At 67.1% G+C, this 18,291-nt stretch carries 18 protein-coding genes and 1 tRNA gene; 11 read left to right on the top strand and 8 right to left on the bottom strand.

The window, feature by feature from the left end; genetic code table 11:
* Positions 1-179: 179 nt before the first annotated feature.
* Both pgeF and pepN read right to left on the bottom strand, forming a co-directional pair.
* Positions 180-842 carry a peptidoglycan editing factor PgeF gene (gene pgeF, locus Q9K01_RS13445; protein ID WP_305930636.1) on the bottom strand — a complete coding sequence of 221 codons (663 nt, stop codon included), beginning with the start codon at positions 840-842 and terminating at the stop codon, positions 180-182.
* Positions 835-3,486 carry an aminopeptidase N gene (gene pepN / locus Q9K01_RS13440; RefSeq protein WP_305930635.1) on the bottom strand — a complete coding sequence of 884 codons (2,652 nt, stop codon included), beginning with the start codon at positions 3,484-3,486 and terminating at the stop codon, positions 835-837. Before pepN ends, pgeF begins: the two co-directional genes overlap by 8 nt.
* A 67-nt stretch (positions 3,487-3,553) precedes the next feature.
* Here pepN and Q9K01_RS13435 point away from each other — a divergent pair, with 67 nt between their 5' ends.
* Positions 3,554-4,330, top strand: a complete 777-nt coding sequence (locus tag Q9K01_RS13435; protein WP_305930634.1) for a Rossmann-fold NAD(P)-binding domain-containing protein — start codon at positions 3,554-3,556, stop codon at positions 4,328-4,330.
* On the opposite strand, the gene Q9K01_RS13430 is transcribed toward Q9K01_RS13435, so the two are convergent.
* Positions 4,313-5,278: a DMT family transporter gene (locus tag Q9K01_RS13430; protein WP_305930633.1), complete on the bottom strand. Its 966-nt coding sequence runs from the start codon at positions 5,276-5,278 to the stop codon at positions 4,313-4,315. The genes Q9K01_RS13435 and Q9K01_RS13430 overlap by 18 nt on opposite strands.
* Positions 5,275-6,270 carry a threonine aldolase family protein gene (locus Q9K01_RS13425; RefSeq protein WP_305930632.1) on the bottom strand — a complete coding sequence of 332 codons (996 nt, stop codon included), beginning with the start codon at positions 6,268-6,270 and terminating at the stop codon, positions 5,275-5,277. The genes Q9K01_RS13430 and Q9K01_RS13425 overlap by 4 nt, the downstream gene beginning before the upstream one ends.
* 58 nt (positions 6,271-6,328) lie before the next feature.
* Here Q9K01_RS13425 and Q9K01_RS13420 point away from each other — a divergent pair, with 58 nt between their 5' ends.
* Positions 6,329-6,625, top strand: a complete 297-nt coding sequence (locus Q9K01_RS13420) for a GNAT family N-acetyltransferase (protein ID WP_305930631.1) — start codon at positions 6,329-6,331, stop codon at positions 6,623-6,625.
* Here Q9K01_RS13420 and Q9K01_RS13415 read toward each other — a convergent pair.
* The 4 genes from Q9K01_RS13415 to Q9K01_RS13400 form a co-directional block, all read right to left on the bottom strand.
* Entirely contained in the window at positions 6,622-8,181 is a 1,560-nt protein-coding gene (locus tag Q9K01_RS13415) for a PH domain-containing protein (protein WP_305930630.1), read from the bottom strand. The genes Q9K01_RS13420 and Q9K01_RS13415 overlap by 4 nt on opposite strands.
* Complete coding sequence (locus Q9K01_RS13410) at positions 8,178-8,657, bottom strand: PH domain-containing protein (RefSeq protein WP_305930629.1); 480 nt, start codon at positions 8,655-8,657, stop codon at positions 8,178-8,180. The genes Q9K01_RS13415 and Q9K01_RS13410 overlap by 4 nt, the downstream gene beginning before the upstream one ends.
* A gap of 33 nt (positions 8,658-8,690) precedes the next feature.
* The gene (locus Q9K01_RS13405) at positions 8,691-9,860 is read right to left on the bottom strand and encodes an acyl-CoA dehydrogenase family protein (protein ID WP_305930628.1); all 1,170 of its coding nucleotides are present in this window, start codon (positions 9,858-9,860) and stop codon (positions 8,691-8,693) included.
* Positions 9,861-9,970: 110 nt separating this feature from the next.
* Positions 9,971-10,045: transfer RNA gene (locus tag Q9K01_RS13400), tRNA-Thr, on the bottom strand.
* A gap of 114 nt (positions 10,046-10,159) precedes the next feature.
* Here Q9K01_RS13400 and Q9K01_RS13395 point away from each other — a divergent pair.
* The 9 genes from Q9K01_RS13395 (at position 10,160) to Q9K01_RS13355 (ending at position 18,291) form a co-directional block, all read left to right on the top strand.
* The gene (locus Q9K01_RS13395) at positions 10,160-10,300 is read left to right on the top strand and encodes a hypothetical protein (protein ID WP_305930627.1); all 141 of its coding nucleotides are present in this window, start codon (positions 10,160-10,162) and stop codon (positions 10,298-10,300) included.
* Between the two features lie 34 nt (positions 10,301-10,334).
* On the top strand, positions 10,335-11,024 hold the full coding sequence (gene gpmA / locus Q9K01_RS13390) for a 2,3-diphosphoglycerate-dependent phosphoglycerate mutase (RefSeq protein ID WP_305930626.1): 690 nt from the start codon (positions 10,335-10,337) through the stop codon (positions 11,022-11,024).
* Positions 11,025-11,026: 2 nt separating this feature from the next.
* Complete coding sequence (gene purE, locus Q9K01_RS13385) at positions 11,027-11,515, top strand: 5-(carboxyamino)imidazole ribonucleotide mutase (protein WP_305930625.1); 489 nt, start codon at positions 11,027-11,029, stop codon at positions 11,513-11,515.
* Positions 11,515-12,591: a 5-(carboxyamino)imidazole ribonucleotide synthase gene (locus Q9K01_RS13380; protein WP_305930624.1), complete on the top strand. Its 1,077-nt coding sequence runs from the start codon at positions 11,515-11,517 to the stop codon at positions 12,589-12,591. The genes purE and Q9K01_RS13380 overlap by 1 nt, the downstream gene beginning before the upstream one ends.
* Positions 12,588-13,085, top strand: a complete 498-nt coding sequence (locus tag Q9K01_RS13375; protein WP_305930623.1) for a dihydrofolate reductase — start codon at positions 12,588-12,590, stop codon at positions 13,083-13,085. The genes Q9K01_RS13380 and Q9K01_RS13375 overlap by 4 nt, the downstream gene beginning before the upstream one ends.
* Entirely contained in the window at positions 13,082-14,035 is a 954-nt protein-coding gene (locus Q9K01_RS13370) for a bifunctional riboflavin kinase/FAD synthetase (protein ID WP_305930622.1), read from the top strand. Before Q9K01_RS13375 ends, Q9K01_RS13370 begins: the two co-directional genes overlap by 4 nt.
* Positions 14,036-14,189: 154 nt before the next feature.
* A complete protein-coding gene (ileS, locus tag Q9K01_RS13365) occupies positions 14,190-17,348 on the top strand; it encodes an isoleucine--tRNA ligase (protein WP_305930621.1) in 3,159 nt (1,052 codons plus the stop codon).
* Positions 17,345-17,884, top strand: a complete 540-nt coding sequence (gene lspA / locus Q9K01_RS13360; RefSeq protein ID WP_305930620.1) for a signal peptidase II — start codon at positions 17,345-17,347, stop codon at positions 17,882-17,884. Before ileS ends, lspA begins: the two co-directional genes overlap by 4 nt.
* Entirely contained in the window at positions 17,881-18,291 is a 411-nt protein-coding gene (locus tag Q9K01_RS13355) for a DUF3035 domain-containing protein (RefSeq protein WP_305930619.1), read from the top strand. Before lspA ends, Q9K01_RS13355 begins: the two co-directional genes overlap by 4 nt.

Here is an 18,291-nt window from a genome sequence, read left to right as displayed (position 1 = left end):
ATTGATACTTGTGAGTCCGGAAATGGACCAGAAGAATTGCCCACCCGGCTGGCCTTCCGCGATCGCTCGGATCGGGTCGGGGGAGACGCGCACGAAGCGGTCTCCCGATGCCGGATTGGGGGGCCTGTAAACGCTATGCAACACCTTGCCAACCGCGATTTTGGCAAGCCGAATACGGTTCAGCGCAATGCGATGAGCGAGATTTGTCTCCCGCCGGTCTTCTGCTTGCGATGGGTGGCGCGGCGGTAGGAATGAAACAGCGCGGCTTCGGCATAGGTGTCGCGATTGAGGCTTTCTATCCAGCCGACCCCCGCCTGTTCGAGCCGCGCTGCGACATAGCCGGGCAGGTCGAACTGCCAGTGACCGGCGCGGCCGCTGCGGAAGAATTGTGCGTCGCCGGGTCCGAAACGATCGCGAAACGGGCCATCCACCTCATAGCTCGCTTGTGCGATGCACGGGCCGATCACGGCGGAGATTTTTTCAGGGCGGGCACCCAGCACCGCCATGGCCGCGACCGTGTTGGCGATCACCCCCCGGGTCGCGCCGCGCCAGCCGGCATGCGCCGCGCCGATCACCCCCGCCCCGCGATCGGCCAGCAGCACCGGCGCGCAATCGGCGGTCACGATCCCCAGCACCAGCCCCGCGCGGTCGGTGACCAGCGCATCGGCTTCGGGAGGATCGTCGCTCCAGCTGCCGCTCACGGTCACCGCATCGGGCGAATGGACCTGCCTGACCCGTACCAGCGCAGCGCCGGGAAGGATGTCCTCCGCCGCCGCGCCCTCCTTGCCCGAAAAACCGTGCGGCAAGTCGGCGAGCGCTCGCGCCTCGATCAGCCTAGCCAAGCGAGCGGCTCACCTGCTCATGGGTATCGCGCGAGAGCTGCGAAGAGGCGGCGATCCGCTCCAGCTCGCCACGCATCAGCGCCGCGCGCCCTGTCTCGATCCGCCGCCAGCGCCCGAGCGCAGGCACGAATCGCGCGGCGGTCTGGGAATTGACCGGGTCGAGCTCGAGGATGAGATCGGCGATCAGGCGATAGCCCTCCCCGCTGGCGGCGTGGAAGGCATGCGGATTGCCCGCGAAGGCCATGTAGAGCGACCGCGCGCGGTTGGGGTTGCGCAGCGTGAAGTCGCCGTGATTGCGCAGCGACTTCACATGCTCGATCGCCTGCGGGTGGAGCGAGGAGGCCTGCAGCGCAAACCATTTGTCGATCACCAGGTCATTGTCGCGATAGCGATTGTAGAAATCGAGCAGCTTGGCGGTGCGTTGGGCGGTATCCAGGCTTGCGAGCACCATCAGCGCGCCCTGGCGATCGGTCATGGTGGTGGCGCCGTCATATTCCGCGGCCGCCATCTGCGAGGCGCGCTCGGGATCGGCGGCGGCGAGATAGGTCAGCGCCAGCGTCTTGACCTTGCGCGCGCCCTGCGCTGCGGCATCGAGCGTGCCCGGTGCCTGGCTGGCGCGCTCGTGCAGAGCCACCAGCTCCTCGACCAGTTCGCGCCCGAGCCAGGTCTTGAGCGTCTCGCGCGCGGCATGGATCGCGCCAGGATCGGCGACCAGCGACTGCTCCATCAGATAGGACTCGCCGGGCAGCATCATCAGCTCGCCGCGCATCTGGTCGTCGATCCGCTCGTCCGCGAGCACCGCTGCGAGCGCGGTGCGGATGGCCTCACGACCCGCCTCGCGCTCCTCGGCAGCGAGCCCGCCGGCGACGACATCGCCGAGATGCCCGACCACCAGATCCTGCATCGCCTCGTAGCGCGCGAAGGGATCGTCGTCCCTGGCCGCGAGGAAGGTCAGATCCGCGGGGGCCACATCGCGCTCGATCCTTACCGGTGCAGAAAAACCGCGATTGACCGACAGCACCGGCGCAGCGGCGAAGCCTTCGAAGGTCAGCTTCTCGCTCGCCGAATCGAGCACGACCAGCTGCTCGCCGCGATGTGTCCCGCTGGCGCGATCGAACAGCGCTATCTTCAGCGGGATCGGCATGGGGCGCTTGTCGGGCTGGCCCGGGGTGGGCGGGACCTCCTGCGCCAGTTCGAGCGTCGCGGTGTCGCCCTCGTGCGACAGCGCGACCGTCACCTTGGGCGTCCCCGCCTGCGAATACCACAGCCGGAACTGCTCCAGATCGAGCCCGGTGCCATCCTCGATCGCCTTGACGAAATCCTCGCAGGTCGCCGCCTCGCCGTCGTGGCGCTCGAAATAGAGATCGCAGCCTTTGCGGAAGGCTTCCTCGCCCGCCATGGTGCGCATCATCCGGATCACCTCGGCGCCCTTGTTGTAGATCGTCGAGGTGTAGAAATTCGAGATCTCCTGATAGCTGTCGGGCCGGATCGGATGCGCCAGCGGGCCCGAATCCTCGGGGAACTGGACCGAGCGCAGCACCCGGACATCGCCGATCCGCTTGACCGGGGCGCTGCCCATGTCCTGGCTGAACAGCTGGTCGCGCAGCACGGTGAAGCCTTCCTTGAGGCTGAGCTGGAACCAGTCGCGGCAGGTCACGCGATTGCCCGACCAATTGTGGAAATATTCATGCGCGATCACCCCCTCGACCGCGTCGAAATCGCCATCGGTGGCGGTGTCGATATCGGCGAGGACGTATTTGGTGTTGAAGACGTTGAGCCCCTTGTTCTCCATCGCCCCCATGTTGAAATCGCTGACCGCGACGATGTTGTAGATGTCGAGGTCGTATTCGCGCCCGAAGGTTTCCTCGTCCCAGGCCATCGCCCGCTTGAGGCTTTCCATGGCATGGCCGGTGCGCTCGAGATCGCCCTCTCGTACGAAGATGTTGAGCGCCACCTGGCGTCCGCTCATTGTGGTGAAGCTGTCGCTGCGCGCGACCAGATCACCCGCCACCAGCGCGAACAGATAGGAAGGCTTGGGCCAGGGATCGTGCCATTCGGCCCAGTGATATTCGCCCTCCTCGCCTTGCGCGGTGCAATTGCCGTTGGCGAGCAGGACGGGGAACTGCGCCTTGGGCGCGCGCATCCGCACGGTATAGACGCTGAGCACATCGGGCCGGTCGGGGAAGAAGGTGATCCGGCGGAAGCCCTCGGCCTCGCATTGCGTGCAGAGCATGCCGTTGGAGGCGAACAGCCCCATCAGCTGCGAATTGCTCGCCGGGTCGATCTCGGTGACGATGGTCAGTTCATGGGCATCGCCGGGCAGGGTGAGGATCAGATCGTCGCCTTCCATTGCGTAGCTGTCGTTCGGCTCGCCGTCGCAGCGTAGCTCGACCAGCTTCAGACTGTCGCCGTTGAGGCGGATCGTCGGCGAGGATTCGGCGTCGGGGTTGCGCTCCAGCGTCAGCTTGGCCTCGACCAGCGTCTTCTCGAGCCCGAGATCGAAATCGAGATGGGTCGCTGCCACGCGCCAGGGGAAAGGCGCGTAATCCTCGCGGCGGATGGTCGCGGGAGCATGCGGCTCGACCGCGGCATCGGCCATTTCGAAATTGCCGTCGGGGGTGGCGGGGGTGCGGGCGATATCCATTGCGCGTGTATTCCAATCTTCGCAGCGTGAGGCTTCAATATGGGGAGCTTTGAGCTAATACGAACCGATGTCACGATTGTTCATTTTCGGCCTGGGCTACACCGCCAAGCGGATCGCGCAAGCGCTGACGGCGCGAGGGTGGGAAGTGGTGGCCACGGGCAGCGACGGAGCGCTGGATTTCGCCGATCGCGAGGCGGTGGGCCGGGCGCTGGCCAGCTGCAGCCATGTCCTCTCCTCGGTCCCGCCCGCCGACGACAGCGATCCGGTGCTCGACCTCTACGCCGAAGCGCTGGGCGGAAAATGGCTCGGCTATCTTTCTTCCACCGGGGTCTATGGCGATGCGGCTGGCGCCTGGGTCGACGAGGCCTCGCCCACCGGCACCGGGCGTCGCAGCGCGCGCGCGCAATGCGATTCGCGCTGGCTGGAAACGGGCGCGCGCGTGTTCCGGCTGCCGGGGATCTACGGACCGGGCCGCAGCGCTTTCGAGCGGGTGCGACAAGGCAAGGCGCATCGCATCGACCTGCCCGGTCAGGTGTTCAGCCGGGTGCATGTGGAGGATATCGTCTCGGGCGTGGTCGCCGCTCTCGAAAGCGACGCGGCGCCCGGCGCCTACAATCTCGCCGACGATTGGCCCACCAGCCAGAACGCGGTGATCGAGGAGGCCTGCCGCCTGCTGGGGATCGAGCCGCCCCCCTTGCAGAGCATCGAACAGGCCGGGCTCTCGCCGATGGCGCGCGGCTTCTATGCCGAGAACCGCCGGGTCGCCAACGGGAAGGCCAGGCGCGTGCTCGGCTGGAGCCCGGCCTACCCGACCTATCGCGAAGGCTTACGCGGGCTTCTCTAGCGGGGCATCGCCCAGCGGCGGGGTCGGCACGCTGCGGGCGCGCAGCGCGATCACCAGCCCGCACAGCGACAGCGCCGCCCCAAGCCCGGTCCACGCGGTCCAGCGATAATCCTCGAACAGCGTCGAGAGCAGCATCGCCACGATCACGGTGACGATGCCGTTATAGGCGGCGCGGCCCGCGCCGATCTGGCGCACCAGCGTGTAATGCAGCGGGAAGGTCACCACGCTCCCCGCGAGCGCCAGCCAGCCGATCCCCAGCCAGAAACTTGGCCGCTCGGGCAGCACCGGCGGCCCCGCGGTCCACCAGGCAAGCGCCAAATCGGCGATCGTACCGTAGAGCATCGCCCAGGCCAGCAGGCTCACCATCGGCAGCGAGCGCCCGGTCGTGTTGGCCTGGACGACATTGGCGATGCTGGCGCACAATATCCCCAGCACCGCCCAGACAATCCCCAGACCGATCGAGCCGCCCAGCGGGTTGAGCCCCGCCTCGTGCCACAGCAGCAGCCCGATCCCGCACAGCGCCACCAGGGTTCCGGCGACGAAATTGCGCGTGATCCGCTGCCCCAGCAGCCACCAGCCGAACACTGCATTGGAGACGATCAGCATGGTGAACAGCACTGCGACGATCCCAGAGGTGAGGTGCAGCTCGGCGCGGTAGACGAAGTTGAAATTGCCGCAGAACTGAGTGACCCCGATCGCCAGCGCGAGCCAGTGCCCCGCCCTGCCGATCCTGAGCGTCTTGCGCATCGCCAGCAGCAGCAGGAACATCGCCGGGGTCGCCACCGCAAAGCGGATCGCCACCGACCAGCTGGGCGGCACCCCGTCGATCTGGTCGGTGATCACCCACCAGGTCGAACCCCAGATCATCCCGGTCAGCAGGAAGGGAAGGACGATCCGCGGCCGCAGCAGCGCGTGATCGGCGGGATTTGCGGGCGCGGCGTTGCTCACAGGCCCGCGAGCGCCCGGGCGAGCGCTGCGGCGTCTTCTGCTCGCGTGTTCCAGGCGGTGACGAAGCGCGCGGCATCCGCGCCCCAGTCGTAGAAACCGAAGCCCTGCTGGCGCAAAGCCTCGCGCTCCGCGGCGCTGCAGCGCACGAACAGCTCGTTGGCCTCGACCGGATGCATCAGCCGGTCGGCGGCGGCACCGGCGATCTCCTGCGCGGCGGCATTGGCGGCGCGGGCGTTGTGCAGCCACAGGTCGCCCTCGAGCATCGCCAGCAATTGCGCGGCGAGAAAGCGGCCCTTGGACTGCAGATGGCCCGCGCGCTTGCGGCGATAGCGCGCGACATCCGCCGCCGCCGGATCGAACAACAGGATCGCCTCGGCGCTCATCGCGCCGTTCTTGATGCAGCCGAAGCTGAGCGCGTCGACCGCGCCGGCGGCTTGGGAGGCGCTGCAATCGAGAAAGGCGGTCGCATTGGCGAAGCGCGCGCCGTCCATATGCAGCCCCAGCCCGCGCTGCTTCGCCAGCGACGCGATCGCGGCCACCTCATCGGCGCGATAGGCACAGCCATATTCGCTCGCCTGGGTGATCGACACTGCATGCGGCTGGACCTGGTGGACATCGTCGCGGATCGGATCGATCGCGGCGCGGACGGTCTCCGGCGTCAGCTTCGCACCCTCGCCCGGCACCAGCAGCAGCTTGGCGCCGTGGAGGTAGAAGCCGGGCGCGCCGCCTTCGTCCATCTCGATATGCGCTTCCTCGTGGCACACCACCGCGCCGTGCGGCTGGACCATGGTCGCGAGCGCGAGGCAATTGGCGGCGGTGCCGGTCGCCACCCACAGTGCAGCGCAGTCGCGCCCGAACAGGTGGGAGAACCGCGCATCGAGCTCGCGCGACAGGCCATCGCCATCATAGGGCGCATCCGAAGCGTCGGCGGCATGCATCGCCTCCCACACGAGCGGGTGGACGGCGGCGGCGTTGTCGGAGAGAAACTGCATCGGAACGCCCATAGAGCGGCAGGCGTTGCTTGCAAGACGGCGAAAGGATCCCCCGGCAATGGCCGACCGCGATGTGACGATCGAACGACACGACAATGGTGACAGCGGCGAATACCTCGCTCGCGTTTCCGGCAGCGATGCCAGCGGCAAGCTGACCTGGGTGAAGCGCGGCGGTTCGCGGGTGGCCGACCATACGCTGGTCCCGCCTGCGCTGCGCGGCCAGGGCATCGCCATGGAACTGGTCGAGGCGCTGGTCGCCGATGCCCGCGAACAGGGCTTCAAGATCGTGCCCGCCTGCTCCTACGTCGCCGCGAAGTTCGACGAGAACCCCGGCTGGAGCGATTTGCGCGGCTAGACCAGCTCGCTGAAGTCGCGATCCGCGATCGACGCGAGCACCGCCGCGCGCAATTGCCGCGCCCGCTCGGGCGATATCCCCGAGATCGTGAACTTGCCCCCGGCAAGTCCGAGGCTGAGCGTGGCATAGCCGCGCCGCCGAGCGATCGGGCCCCGGCTGATCTCGACAGATTGCAGCTTCACCCGCGAGGCGATCGCGATCTTCGGCGCCAGAAAGTTGCGGCGAAGGAAAAGTTGGCTGGCATCGAACCCGTTGGCGACGAAGCGCCAGTTGGCGAATTCCAGAGCCGCAATGATTGCGAAGCCGATGGACGGAACAACCACAAGCCAGCCCTGCCCGGCCACCGCCAGCCCAACGGTCATTCCCGACAGCGCCAGACCCGCCAGCACGACCCGGTCGGTCCGGTACTGGCGGGTGACCCTCTGCCAATCGAAGCGTTCGCCCGGCAGGTGAAACCCCGTCACCGCCACGATCGGTGCGATTTCCTCGGCCTTTGCGAAAGGGGCGACGCTGTGATTGGCCGAACCGCTGTCCTGCGCCAGGCTGACCAGTTTGAGCTCGCGCCAGCCGAACCAGCGGCGCACCGCCCCCGTACCGATCCGCAGCGCCTGCACCCGGTGGATCGGCATCACCACATCGGTGCGCGTCAGCAGCCCGCGGCGGCGGCGCAGACCCTTGTCGGTCCGCTCGAGCCGGAAGTCCCATTCGCGCAAAGCTGTGCGGACCAGCCCGGTGAGGAAGCCAAGCGCGACGAAGGTCGCCACCGCAATGATCCCGCCGGCAATCTGCGCGGCGACGCCCAGCCCCGCCAACCAGCGACCGGGACCCGCCAGCCGGTCCTGCCAGGCGTCGAAATCCCACAGGTCGAAGGGCAGCAGGAAATCGAACTGCTGTGCGAGACCCGCCACCACCGCGACCACCGCGAGCGAGAACTCGAACAATCCGAAGGTGACGACGCGGCGCGGCCCCATCGCGAACAGGGTCGGCGCCTCCAGGCTTTCTGCGAGCTTGTCCGGATTGGATGCAGGAGCCGCCCCATCCTTCTGCCCGCGGACCAGTTCGCGCAACCGTTCGCCCTCGGCCTCGGCGAGATAGGAAAGCTTGAGCTCGTCCTTGCCTCCCGCTCCCGTCTCGAACCGCACCTCGACCAGCCCGAACAGCCTGGGGAGCAGCTTCTGCTCGAGGCTGACATCCTGGATCCGCTCATACGGCACCGACCGCGCGGCGCGCGAGATCAGCCCGCTCTCGACGCGAATGTCCTGCGCGCCGACACGGTAGGTGAAGCGGTACCAGTGAAGATAGGCCAGCGCGGTGCTGACGGCGAGGATGGCGAGCATCGCGGGAACGGCGAACAGCAGCCTGGCCGGTTCGCCGTCGAGCACCGCATAGGCGCCGAAGGCCAGCGGAAGCGCGACCTGTCCCAGCGAGGCGACCGCGCCGACGATGAAGCTCTTGGGGTCGGTGCGCCGCGCCTCGCCCACGTCGGCGGGTGCGGGTTGCTCCAGAGCGGCGCTTTCCGGCAGGGGCCGGTCGCCCGTAACCCCGTCGCCCGTCACAGCGTGTCGCGCCGGATCGCAGCGCGGATCGCATCGCGCATCGCCAGCGCATCGGCGTGCTTGAGCCCCGGCAGATGGACCGAAGCGTTGTGGCTGCCGGCGGTGTGCACCGTCAGCGTGGCGATCTCGTAGGCGCGCTCGAGCGGGCCCTGGTCGACGTCGATATGCTGCACCCGTCCGAACGGCACCACGGTGTCCGAATGGAACAGCAGTCCCCTGACCACCCGCAACCGCTCGTCGGCCATCACATAGCCACGCGCCTGCCAGCGGCGCTGCGGGAGGCGCAGGAGGATGGCCGAAGCCAACAGCAGATAGGGGACCGCGACGACGCCATGCCAGCCCGGGATCACCACTTCGGCGGCGATTACCGGAACCAGCAGGATCGCCAGCCAGATCGCGGTAACGATCCGCATAACCGACCTGTAGGCCGGGTCCAGCGGAGTCAGCGGGCCGTCGTCTTCGATCGGATCATCCATCGGCGTCCTATCTACGCAATACACTGATACGAATCAACGCCGCTGGTCGAACCTGCGACCGATCATCGCGGCGGTGATATTGGTCTTCTGGACATCGATCGCGCCCCCCGCGATCCCCCAGGCGAAACCGTCGCGCAGCCGCTGCTCCATCCCGTATTCCTTGTGATAGCCATAGCCGCCCATCACCTGCATCCCCTGCGCGGCCACCTCGCGGACGATCTCGTTGGCGTAGCATTTGGCGACGCTGCTTTCGTAGACCGAAGGCAGTCCGTTCGCCTGTTCGGCGGAATTGACCACCGCCCGATAGATCAGCAGCCGCGCCGCCTCGACCCGCATCGCCATTTCCGCTAGCTTCAGCTGCACCCCCTGGAAGTCGACGATCGGCTTGCCGAAGGCCTTGCGCTCCTGCGTGTATTCGATCGCCTGATCGAGCGCGGCCTGCGCGAGCCCGAGGCTCTGCGTCGCGTTGCCGCAGCGCTCCAGCCCGAAGGCCTGCATCAGCTGCCCGAAGCCGCCCGCGCCGATCACCAGATTGTCCTTGGGCACCTTCACGCCGTCGAAGCGGATGTCGCGCGTCTCGATCCCGCGAAAGCCCATCAGCTCCTCGCGCGCGCCGAAGGATACCCCCTCCATCTCCTTATCGACCAGCAGGGCACCGATTCCCCTGGCGGCCGGCTCGTCCGAAAGGCGGCAATAAGTGACATAATAGCGGGCATGGCCCGCGCCGCTGGTCCAGCGCTTGGTGCCGTTGAGCAGATAGTGATCGCCCTCGTCGCTGGCGCGGGTGGTCAGTTCGGTCAGCGCCGTCCCGGCATCGGGTTCGGACATGGACACTGCCACCGTCGCCTCGCCCGCGGTGACCTGCGGGACGATCCGCGCCTTGAGCTCCTCCGAACCGAACCGTTCGAGCGTCCGCACCGGGCCGACCAGCGCCTCGAACACCGGAAAGGCGACCGCGTTGGAGATCATCGCGAATTGTTCGAGCACCAGGATCGCCTCGAAATGCCCCAGCCCCAGTCCGCCATATTGCTCGGGCAGATTGACCCCGAGAAACCCCATCTCGCCATAGCGGCGGACCATCTCGGCGGGGACGGAGAAATCCTTCTCCTCCATCTCGCGCGCCAGCTCGGGCAGCTCCTTCTGCGCGAATGCGCGCGCGGCGTCCTGCAGCTCGCGCTGCTGTTCGGTAAGCTGGAAATGCATGCCGGTTTCGTCCTCCCCCTCAAATCAGGGGCGGACAGGTGGCGCAGCGCGCCGCATTGCGCAAGCGCCTCCGCGCTCGCACCGGTATCGACTCGATTCTGATCGGAAAATGGTGCTGCTGGGGAGGATTGAACTCCCGACCTCGTCATTACCAATGACGCGCTCTACCACTGAGCTACAGCAGCACGGAACCTGCCCCGAAAACCCGGGGGATGCAGGAGGCGCGCGCTATTGTCAGAGCCGGAGCCAATGTCAAGCGATGCTTGAGCTTCGCGCGCTTCGCCGCCACAAGCACCGCCATGGCAAAACCCGATCCCAAGGCGGCGCGCGAGGAACGGCTGGCCGCGCGATTGCGCGAGAACCTGCGCCGCCGCAAGGCGCAGGCGCGCCAGCAAAACGAATCGGATGCTGCGCTTCCAAAACCCGATGCGGGCGGCTAACGAAGCGCGCTCCTAGGATTTGCCCGGAGCATTCATGCCCAAACTCATTCTCGTGCGCCACGGCCAGAGCGAATGGAACCTCGCCAACCGCTTCACCGGCTGGTGGGATGTGGATCTGACCGAAAAGGGCGTCGAGGAGGCGATCGCGGCGGGGTGGCTGCTCGCCGAGCGCGGCGTACTGCCCACCTACGCCTTCACCTCCTATCAGACCCGCGCCATCAAGACGCTCAATCTGGCGCTAGAGGCCTGCGACCGGTTGTGGATTCCGGTGGTGAAGGACTGGCGGCTCAACGAGCGGCATTACGGCGGACTGACCGGGCTCGACAAGCAGGAAACCCGCGACCGGCACGGCGACGAACAGGTCCATGTCTGGCGCCGCAGCTTCGATGTGCCCCCGCCCGATCTTGAGCCCGGCAGCGAGTACGACCTGGCCTCGGATGCGCGCTACGCCGGAATAGACATTCCTCTTGCCGAAAGCCTCAAGCTCACCATCGAGCGCGTGCTGCCCTATTGGGAAAGCGACATCCGCCCGGTGCTGGCCAGCGGGGAGACGGTCATCATTTCCGCGCATGGCAACTCGCTGCGCGCACTGGTGAAGCATCTGTCGAACATATCCGACGAGGACATCACCGGGCTGGAGATCCCCACCGGCCAGCCGATCGTCTACGAGTTCGGCGACGATCTGCGCCCCTCGGGCGAGCGCTACTACCTCAGGGACGCGTGAGGATGGCGGAGCAGGCGAAAGTCGCGATCGTGATGGGCAGCCAGTCCGACTGGCCGACGATGAAGCATTGCGCCGACATTCTCGAGGAGCTCGAGGTCGCCGTCGACGTCCGGATCGTCTCGGCGCACCGCACGCCGGACCGCATGTACGACTTCGCGCGGGCAGCCGAGGGCGAAGGCATCGCCGTGATCGTCGCCGGCGCGGGCGGCGCAGCGCATTTGCCGGGGATGATCGCGGCGCTGACGCATCTGCCGGTGCTGGGCGTGCCGGTGCAGTCGCGCGCGCTGAGCGGTCAGGACAGCCTGCTCTCGATCGTCCAGATGCCCGCGGGCGTGCCGGTGGGGACGCTGGCGATCGGCGAGGCCGGGGCGACCAATGCCGGCCTGCTCGCCGCGAGCATCCTGGCGGGCAGCGATGCCGCGCTGACCGGACGGCTCAAGACCTGGCGGCAGGCGCGCAGCGATGCCGTGGCGGAACGACCGGAGGAGTGATGCTGAAACAGGGCAGCACGATCGGGATTCTCGGCGGTGGTCAGTTGGGCCGAATGCTGGCGATCGAGGGCGCACGGCTGGGCTATCGCTGCGTCGGATTTGCACCCGAGGGCGACAATGTTGCCGCCGAGCTCTGCGCCGATTTCTTCACCGCCCGCTGGGACGATACCGCCGCGCTGGCGGCCTTCGCCGCGCAATGCGATGCGATCACCTATGAATTCGAGAATGTGCCGCTGAGCGTGTTCGACACGCTGCCGGTCGATGCGGTGTTCCCGCCGCGCAAGGCTCTCGAAGTGGCGCAGGACCGGCTGGCGGAGAAGCGCTTCGTCGAGGGGCTCGGCGGTCGGCCCGCGCTCCATGCCGCGGTCGATTCGCGCGCCGATCTGGTCGCCGCGATCGAGCGGATCGGGGCGCCGGGCATCCTCAAGACCCGGCGCGAGGGCTATGACGGCAAGGGCCAGTGGCGGATCGAATCGGCGCATGATGCCGATGGCGTGCCGCTGTCCGGCGGTCCGGCGATCTACGAGGGCTTCGTCGATTTCGCGGCGGAGTTTTCGGTGATCCTGGTGCGGGGACGCGATGGCGCGGTGCGGTTCTGGGAACCGACCCGCAATGTGCATCGCGACGGGATTCTGGCGACCTCTTCGCTGCCGGCGGGGGAGAGAATCGCGGCGCAAGTTGATGAAGCCCATGCGCTGGCGAAGCGGGTGGCGGATGCGCTGGATTATGTCGGGGTGCTGACGCTGGAGTTTTTCGCGACCGAAAAAGGCCCTGTCTTCAACGAGATGGCACCGCGGGTCCACAATTCGGGGCATTGGACGATCGAGGGCGCGGTGACCAGCCAGTTCGCCAACCACATGCGCGCGGTGGCGGGGCTGCCGCTGGGCGACACTGCTGCCGTGGCCGAGAGCGTGACGATGACCAACCTCGTCGGCAAGGATTCCGCCAGCGCGCTGGCGCGGCTCGCCGAACCCGACACGCATCTGCATCTCTATGGGAAGAAGCAGGCACGCGCGGGTCGCAAGATGGGTCATGTCACCCAGTTGACCCGCCCGAGCCGCCAGCCCCACTCGTGAGCCGCGAAATCTTCCTGATCTATGCCCGCGCCGCCAATGGCGCGATCGGGCACGAGGGACGGCTGCCCTGGCACCTTCCCGCCGATCTGGCGCATTTCAAGGCGCAGACGATGGGCCGTCCGATGATCATGGGGCGCAAGACCTTCGAGAGCCTGCCCGGGCTGCTGCCGGGACGGCGCCACATCGTGCTGACCCGAAGGGAACGCTGGGACAGCGCGGGCGCGCAAGTCGCGCGCTCGGTCGAGGAAGCGCTCGCCATGGCGGGCGAGGGCGCAATCGCGGTCATCGGCGGCGCGGCGATCTTCGACAGCTTCATGGCCCACGCGATCCGCGCCGAAGTGACCGAGATCCACGCCGATTACGCCGGCGACGTCTTCATGCCGCCGCTGGGCGCAGGATGGGAGGTTGTTGGCCGCGAGGACCATCCCGCGAAAGACGACCAGCCGGCCTATTCCTTCGTCACCTATCGCAAGCTGCCGGAGTGCGAGGAATGAGATGGCTCGATCACCGCGAGCCGGTCCCCGAACCCTTGCGCGGTGCCGTGATCGCGCTGGGCAATTTCGACGGCTTCCACCTCGGCCATCAGCAGGTCGCGGGCGAGGCGATCGAATGGGCGCGCGCCGAGGGGCGCCCGGCGATCATCGCGACCTTCGACCCGCACCCGGTGCGCTTCTTCCGCCCCGAGGTGCCGCCGTTCCGGCTGACCACGCTCGAACAGCGGCAGGAACTCTATCTCGCCGCCGGCGCGACCGCGATGCTGGTGTTCCATTTCGACGCCGCGCTGGCGGGCACCCCCGCCGAAGACTTCATCGCGCAGATCCTGATCGAGCGGCTGGGCGCGCATGGCGTGGTGACCGGCGAGGATTTCAAATACGGTAAGGGCGCGAAGGGCGATGTCGCGCTGCTGCGCGGCTTCGGGGCGACACGCGGGCTCGAAACCCGCACGGTCGGCGCAGTGACGGATGGCGGCGCGCCGATCTCCTCCAGCCGGGTGCGCGAGGCGCTGAAGGACGGCGATCCGCAGGAGGCGGCGCGGCTGCTGACCCGCCCCTTCGCGATCCGCGGCGTGGTCGAACATGGCGACAAGCGCGGCCGCACCATCGGCTATCCCACCGCCAATCTCGCGATCGAGCACTATCTGCGCCCACGCTACGGCATCTACGCGGTCACCGGGCGGATCCTGGCAACCGGCGAGGTTCTGAAGGGCGCCGCCAATGTCGGCATCCGCCCGCAGTTCGACCCGCCCAAGGAATTGCTCGAACCCTATTTCTTCGACTTTTCCGGCGATCTCTACGGGCAGGAGATCGAGGTGGCGTTCCATCACTTCCTGAGGCCGGAAGCGAAGTTCGATTCGCTCGAGGAGCTGGTGGTGCAGATGGATGCCGATTGCGAGCGGGCGCGGGGCTTGCTCGAGTTGGGTTCACACGAAGACACGAAGATGTAGCGCCCGCTCCGAAGGAGCACTTCACTACAAGGCAGCTGGCTAGAAGCGGCTTCGCCGCAGGACCGACATCTTCGTGTCTTCGTGTGAAACCCCTATTCGCACCCGCGCGCGAACAAATTGCCCAAACCTTCCGCCCCGGCTAAGGCCCGCCGCCATGACCGAACCGCGCGATTACCGAGATACCGTCTTCCTGCCGAAGACCGATTTTCCCATGAAGGCCGGGCTGCCGCAGAAGGAGCCGGGTATCCTCGCGCGCTGGCAGCAGGAGAAGCTCTACGAGGAGCTGCGCGCCGCGCGCGCGGGCCGCGAGAAGTTCATCCTCCACGACGGCCCGCCCTATGCCAATGGCGACATCCATGTGGGCCACGCGCTCAACCATGTGCTCAAGGACATGGTCTGCCGCACCCAGACGCTGCTGGGCAAGGACGCGCCCTATGTTCCGGGCTGGGATTGCCACGGCCTGCCGATCGAGTGGAAGGTCGAGGAACAGTATCGCAAGAAGAAGCTCAACAAGGACGAGGTCCCTCCGGCCGAATTCCGCGCCGAATGCCGCGCCTATGCGCAAGGCTGGGTCGACACCCAGCGCGAGCAGCTCAAGCGGCTGGGCTGTCTGGGCGATTGGGACCACCCCTATCTGACGATGGATTTCGCCGCCGAGGCGACGATCGTCGGCGAGCTGATGAAATTCGCCGAGGCGGGCAATCTCTATCGCGGCTCCAAGCCGGTGATGTGGAGCCCGGTCGAAAAGACCGCGCTGGCCGAGGCCGAGGTCGAATATGAGAACATCGTCTCGACGCAGATCGACGTGGCGTTCGAGATTGTCGAGAGCCCGAATGTGCCAGAGCTCAAGGGCGCCTACGCGGTGATCTGGACGACGACGCCGTGGACGATCCCGGTCAACCAGGCGATCGCCTATGGGCCGGATGTCGAGTATGTTCTTCTCGTCGCCGCGGATGCCAGCCTTGAACTCGAGAAGATGCCTCTCGAAGAGCGGCGGGCGGTGTCGTTCTCGTTGCTCATTGCCAAGGAGCTGGTGCCATCATTCGTTGAACGTACTGGGCTTATTTGCGCCGTTGCCAAGACGATCAAAGGTTCCGAGCTCGCCGGAACGCTCGCCCGTCACCCGATTTACGAATTGCTCAAATCCCGTCGCCCCGGCCCCCGAGCCGGGGCCCCGCTGCCTTCGGGCGCGGCGCAGGAAGGCAGCGGGACCCCGGATCAAATCCGGGGTGACGAGGGGGGTGATGTCGCGCATGGCGACGAGTTGGTTGGTGACGAAGGAGAGAATGGCAAGGCGGGCGAGGCGGCGTGGCAGAAAGCGCTCGAATTCTACGCCCGCCCGCGCCCCTTCCTCGCGGGCGATTTCGTCACCACCGACAGCGGTACGGGGCTGGTCCACATGTCGCCCGATCACGGCGAGGACGACTTCGCTCTGTGCAAGACGGTCGGGATCGAGCCGGTGTTCGCGGTGATGGACGATGGGCGCTACCGCGACGACTGGCCGTGGCTGGGCGCCGGGGATCTCGACAACGAGGGCAAGGAGCGCCGCCGCGCGGTGATCAACAAGCCGTTCAACGCGCCCGACGGGCCGATCTGCAACGATTTGCGCGAAGCGGGCGCGCTGCTCGCGGCCTCGGAGGATTATGCGCACTCCTATCCGCATTCTTGGCGGTCCAAGGCCAAGGTGATCTATCGCTGCACGCCGCAATGGTTCGTGCCGATGGACAAGCCGCTCGACACCGACGTCGTCCCAGCGAAAGCTGGGACCGCTGGCGGTGAAGGCGCCGGGCCGGGAGCGATCCCAGCTTCAGCTGGGATGACGAATGGGCCGGGGTCGGTAGAGGCAGAGGGCTCGACCCTGCGCGCCATCGCGCTCTCCGAAATCGAACGGGTCGATTTCATCCCCGAGAAGGGCCGCAACCGGATTCGCTCGATGGTCGAGGGACGCCCCGACTGGGTGCTGTCGCGCCAGCGCGCCTGGGGGGTGCCGATCACGCTGTTCGTCAAGAAGGGCGGTAATGATTATCTGCGCGATCCCGCGGTCAACGCGCGCATCGTCGCCGCCATCCGCGAATCCGGCGTCGATGGCTGGAACGAGGCGGCGAAAGCCGAGCTGCTCGGACCCGACTACGCGCCCGGCGATTACGAGATGGTCGGCGACATTCTCGACGTCTGGTTCGATTCAGGCTGTACCCATGTCTTCACGCTGGAAAGCGGACGCTGGCCGGCGCTGCAATGGCCCGCCGATCTCTATCTCGAGGGCTCCGACCAGCATCGCGGCTGGTTCCAGTCCTCGCTGATGGAAAGCTGCGCCACCCGCGGCCGGGCGCCCTACGACCAGGTGCTGACCCACGGCTTCACGATGGACAGCCAGGGCAAGAAGATGTCCAAGAGCCTGGGCAACACCATCGATCCCCTGAAGGTGATGGAGCAATACGGCGCCGACATCATCCGGCTGTGGGCGCTGAGCGTCGACTACACCGAGGATCACCGCATCGGCGACGAGATCCTGAAAGGCGTGGCCGACCAGTATCGCAAGCTGCGCAACACCTTCCGCTATCTGCTCGGCGCACTAGACGGCTTCGTCGGCGATATGGGCGATGCGGGCGAGGTGCCCGAGCTCGAGCGCTATGTGCTGGCATTGCTAGCCGAGCTCGACGCGAAGCTGCGCGCCGCGGCGCTGGCCTATGATTTCAACGCCTACACCCGCCTGCTGGTCGATTTCTGCAACGAGGACCTGTCGGCCTTCTACTTCGATATCCGCAAGGACGTGCTCTATTGCGACGGACCGGACAGCACCCGGCGCAACGCCTATCGCACCGTACTCGACCTGCTGTTCCACGCGCTGGTGCGCTACGCCGCGCCGGTGCTGGTCTTCACCGCCGAGGAAGTGTGGCAGACGCGCTACCCCGCCGCGCCCGGCGAGCTGGGCGGCAGCGTCCATCTGCTCGAATGGCCTGTCGTGCCCGGTGTCGAGGCGGACCAGAGCCGCTGGGACGAGTTGCGGAGCTTGCGCGAGGAAGTGATGGAAGCGATCGAGCCGCTGCGGCGCGAGAAGGTGATCCGCTCGGGGCTCGAGGCCGATGTCGTGGTCCCCGCCGCGCGCGTGCCCGCGGGCTTCGACGAAGCCGCGCTGGCGGAATTGTTCATCACCGCGTCAGTGACGATTGCGGATAGCGAGGCGGTGCAGGTGACCCGTTCCCCCGAAGACAAATGCGGTCGCTGCTGGCGGCTGCTCCCCAGCGTGGCGGAGGACGGCGCGCTGTGCGATCGCTGCGAGACCGCCGTCGCCCAGCTGGATGCCGCAGCATGACCCGCACGCTGCGCAACCGCCTGATCGGCTGCGGGATCGCGCTGGGCATCTTCGGGATCGACCAATGGAGCAAATGGCTGGTCACCGAGCGGCTCGGGATCGACCGGGTCGGCGATGCGATGGAACTGCTGCCGTTCTTCGATCTGCGCTTCACCCGCAATTTCGGCGTTTCGCTGGGCATGTTCGAGGCGACCAGCCCCGAGGCGCGCTGGGCGCTGGTGGCGGTCACAGGGCTGATCGCGCTGGTGGTCACGGTGTGGATGATGCGCGAAAGGCTGCTGGGCGAGATCTTCGGGCTGGCGCTGATCCTGGGCGGGGCGCTGGGCAATATCCGCGACCGCTTCGATCTGGGCTATGTGGTCGATTTCGCCGATCTGCATTTCGGCGAGTTCCGGCCCTTCCTGATCTTCAACGTCGCCGATGCCGCGATCACGATCGGGGTGGTGATTATCCTTGCCCGCGCCTTTTTCATCCGCGACAAGGCCGACGATCTGATGAATGAAACGGCGCCTTCCGCCGCGGAGAAGACTTCATGACCAAGCACCACACCCTCCCCCTGCTCGCCCTCTCGGCGACCATGCTGTCCGCATGCGCCGGCGGCGGCTTCCTCGATCGCGAGCGGCCCGACGAATTCGCGGTCCAGCGCCAGGCGCCGCTGGTGGTGCCGCCCGATTTCAACCTCGTTCCCCCCGCTCCGGGCGCCCCGCGTCCCGCCGAAGGGACCGCGTCGCAGCAGACGCTCGAGGCATTGTTCGGCGGCCCGGCGCAGCGCAGCGCGGTCGAAACCAGCGCCCTCGATCGCGCCGGCGCCGCGGCTCCCGGCATCCGCTCCTCGGTGGGCGATCCCGAGACCAACACCGTCGCCAAGGGCCGCGTCACCCGCGACATCATCGCCGCTCCCTCGGGCGCTGGCGCCAGCGCGCAGGCGGTGATCCCGGGCTGA

This window comes from Qipengyuania benthica, from assembly GCF_030717865.1.
Taxonomy (GTDB): domain Bacteria; phylum Pseudomonadota; class Alphaproteobacteria; order Sphingomonadales; family Sphingomonadaceae; genus Qipengyuania; species Qipengyuania benthica.
This window is presented reverse-complemented; position numbering and strand designations above follow the sequence as displayed.

Excerpts from the sequence above, each read along its gene's own strand:
- Q9K01_RS13425 (WP_305930632.1), bottom strand. The coding sequence starts at position 6,270 with ATGCAGTTTCTCTCCGACAACGCCGCCGCCGTCCACCCGCTCGTGTGG.
- Q9K01_RS13405 (WP_305930628.1), bottom strand. The coding sequence starts at position 9,860 with ATGCATTTCCAGCTTACCGAACAGCAGCGCGAGCTGCAGGACGCCGCG.
- Q9K01_RS13355 (WP_305930619.1), top strand. The coding sequence starts at position 17,881 with ATGACCAAGCACCACACCCTCCCCCTGCTCGCCCTCTCGGCGACCATG.
- Q9K01_RS13380 (WP_305930624.1), top strand. The coding sequence starts at position 11,515 with ATGCTGAAACAGGGCAGCACGATCGGGATTCTCGGCGGTGGTCAGTTG.
- purE (WP_305930625.1), top strand. The coding sequence starts at position 11,027 with ATGGCGGAGCAGGCGAAAGTCGCGATCGTGATGGGCAGCCAGTCCGAC.
- gpmA (WP_305930626.1), top strand. The coding sequence starts at position 10,335 with ATGCCCAAACTCATTCTCGTGCGCCACGGCCAGAGCGAATGGAACCTC.
- Q9K01_RS13435 (WP_305930634.1), top strand. The coding sequence starts at position 3,554 with ATGTCACGATTGTTCATTTTCGGCCTGGGCTACACCGCCAAGCGGATC.
- ileS (WP_305930621.1), top strand. The coding sequence starts at position 14,190 with ATGACCGAACCGCGCGATTACCGAGATACCGTCTTCCTGCCGAAGACC.
- Q9K01_RS13420 (WP_305930631.1), top strand. The coding sequence starts at position 6,329 with ATGGCCGACCGCGATGTGACGATCGAACGACACGACAATGGTGACAGC.
- Q9K01_RS13410 (WP_305930629.1), bottom strand. The coding sequence starts at position 8,657 with ATGGATGATCCGATCGAAGACGACGGCCCGCTGACTCCGCTGGACCCG.
- Q9K01_RS13370 (WP_305930622.1), top strand. The coding sequence starts at position 13,082 with ATGAGATGGCTCGATCACCGCGAGCCGGTCCCCGAACCCTTGCGCGGT.
- lspA (WP_305930620.1), top strand. The coding sequence starts at position 17,345 with ATGACCCGCACGCTGCGCAACCGCCTGATCGGCTGCGGGATCGCGCTG.
- Q9K01_RS13395 (WP_305930627.1), top strand. The coding sequence starts at position 10,160 with ATGGCAAAACCCGATCCCAAGGCGGCGCGCGAGGAACGGCTGGCCGCG.
- pepN (WP_305930635.1), bottom strand. The coding sequence starts at position 3,486 with ATGGATATCGCCCGCACCCCCGCCACCCCCGACGGCAATTTCGAAATG.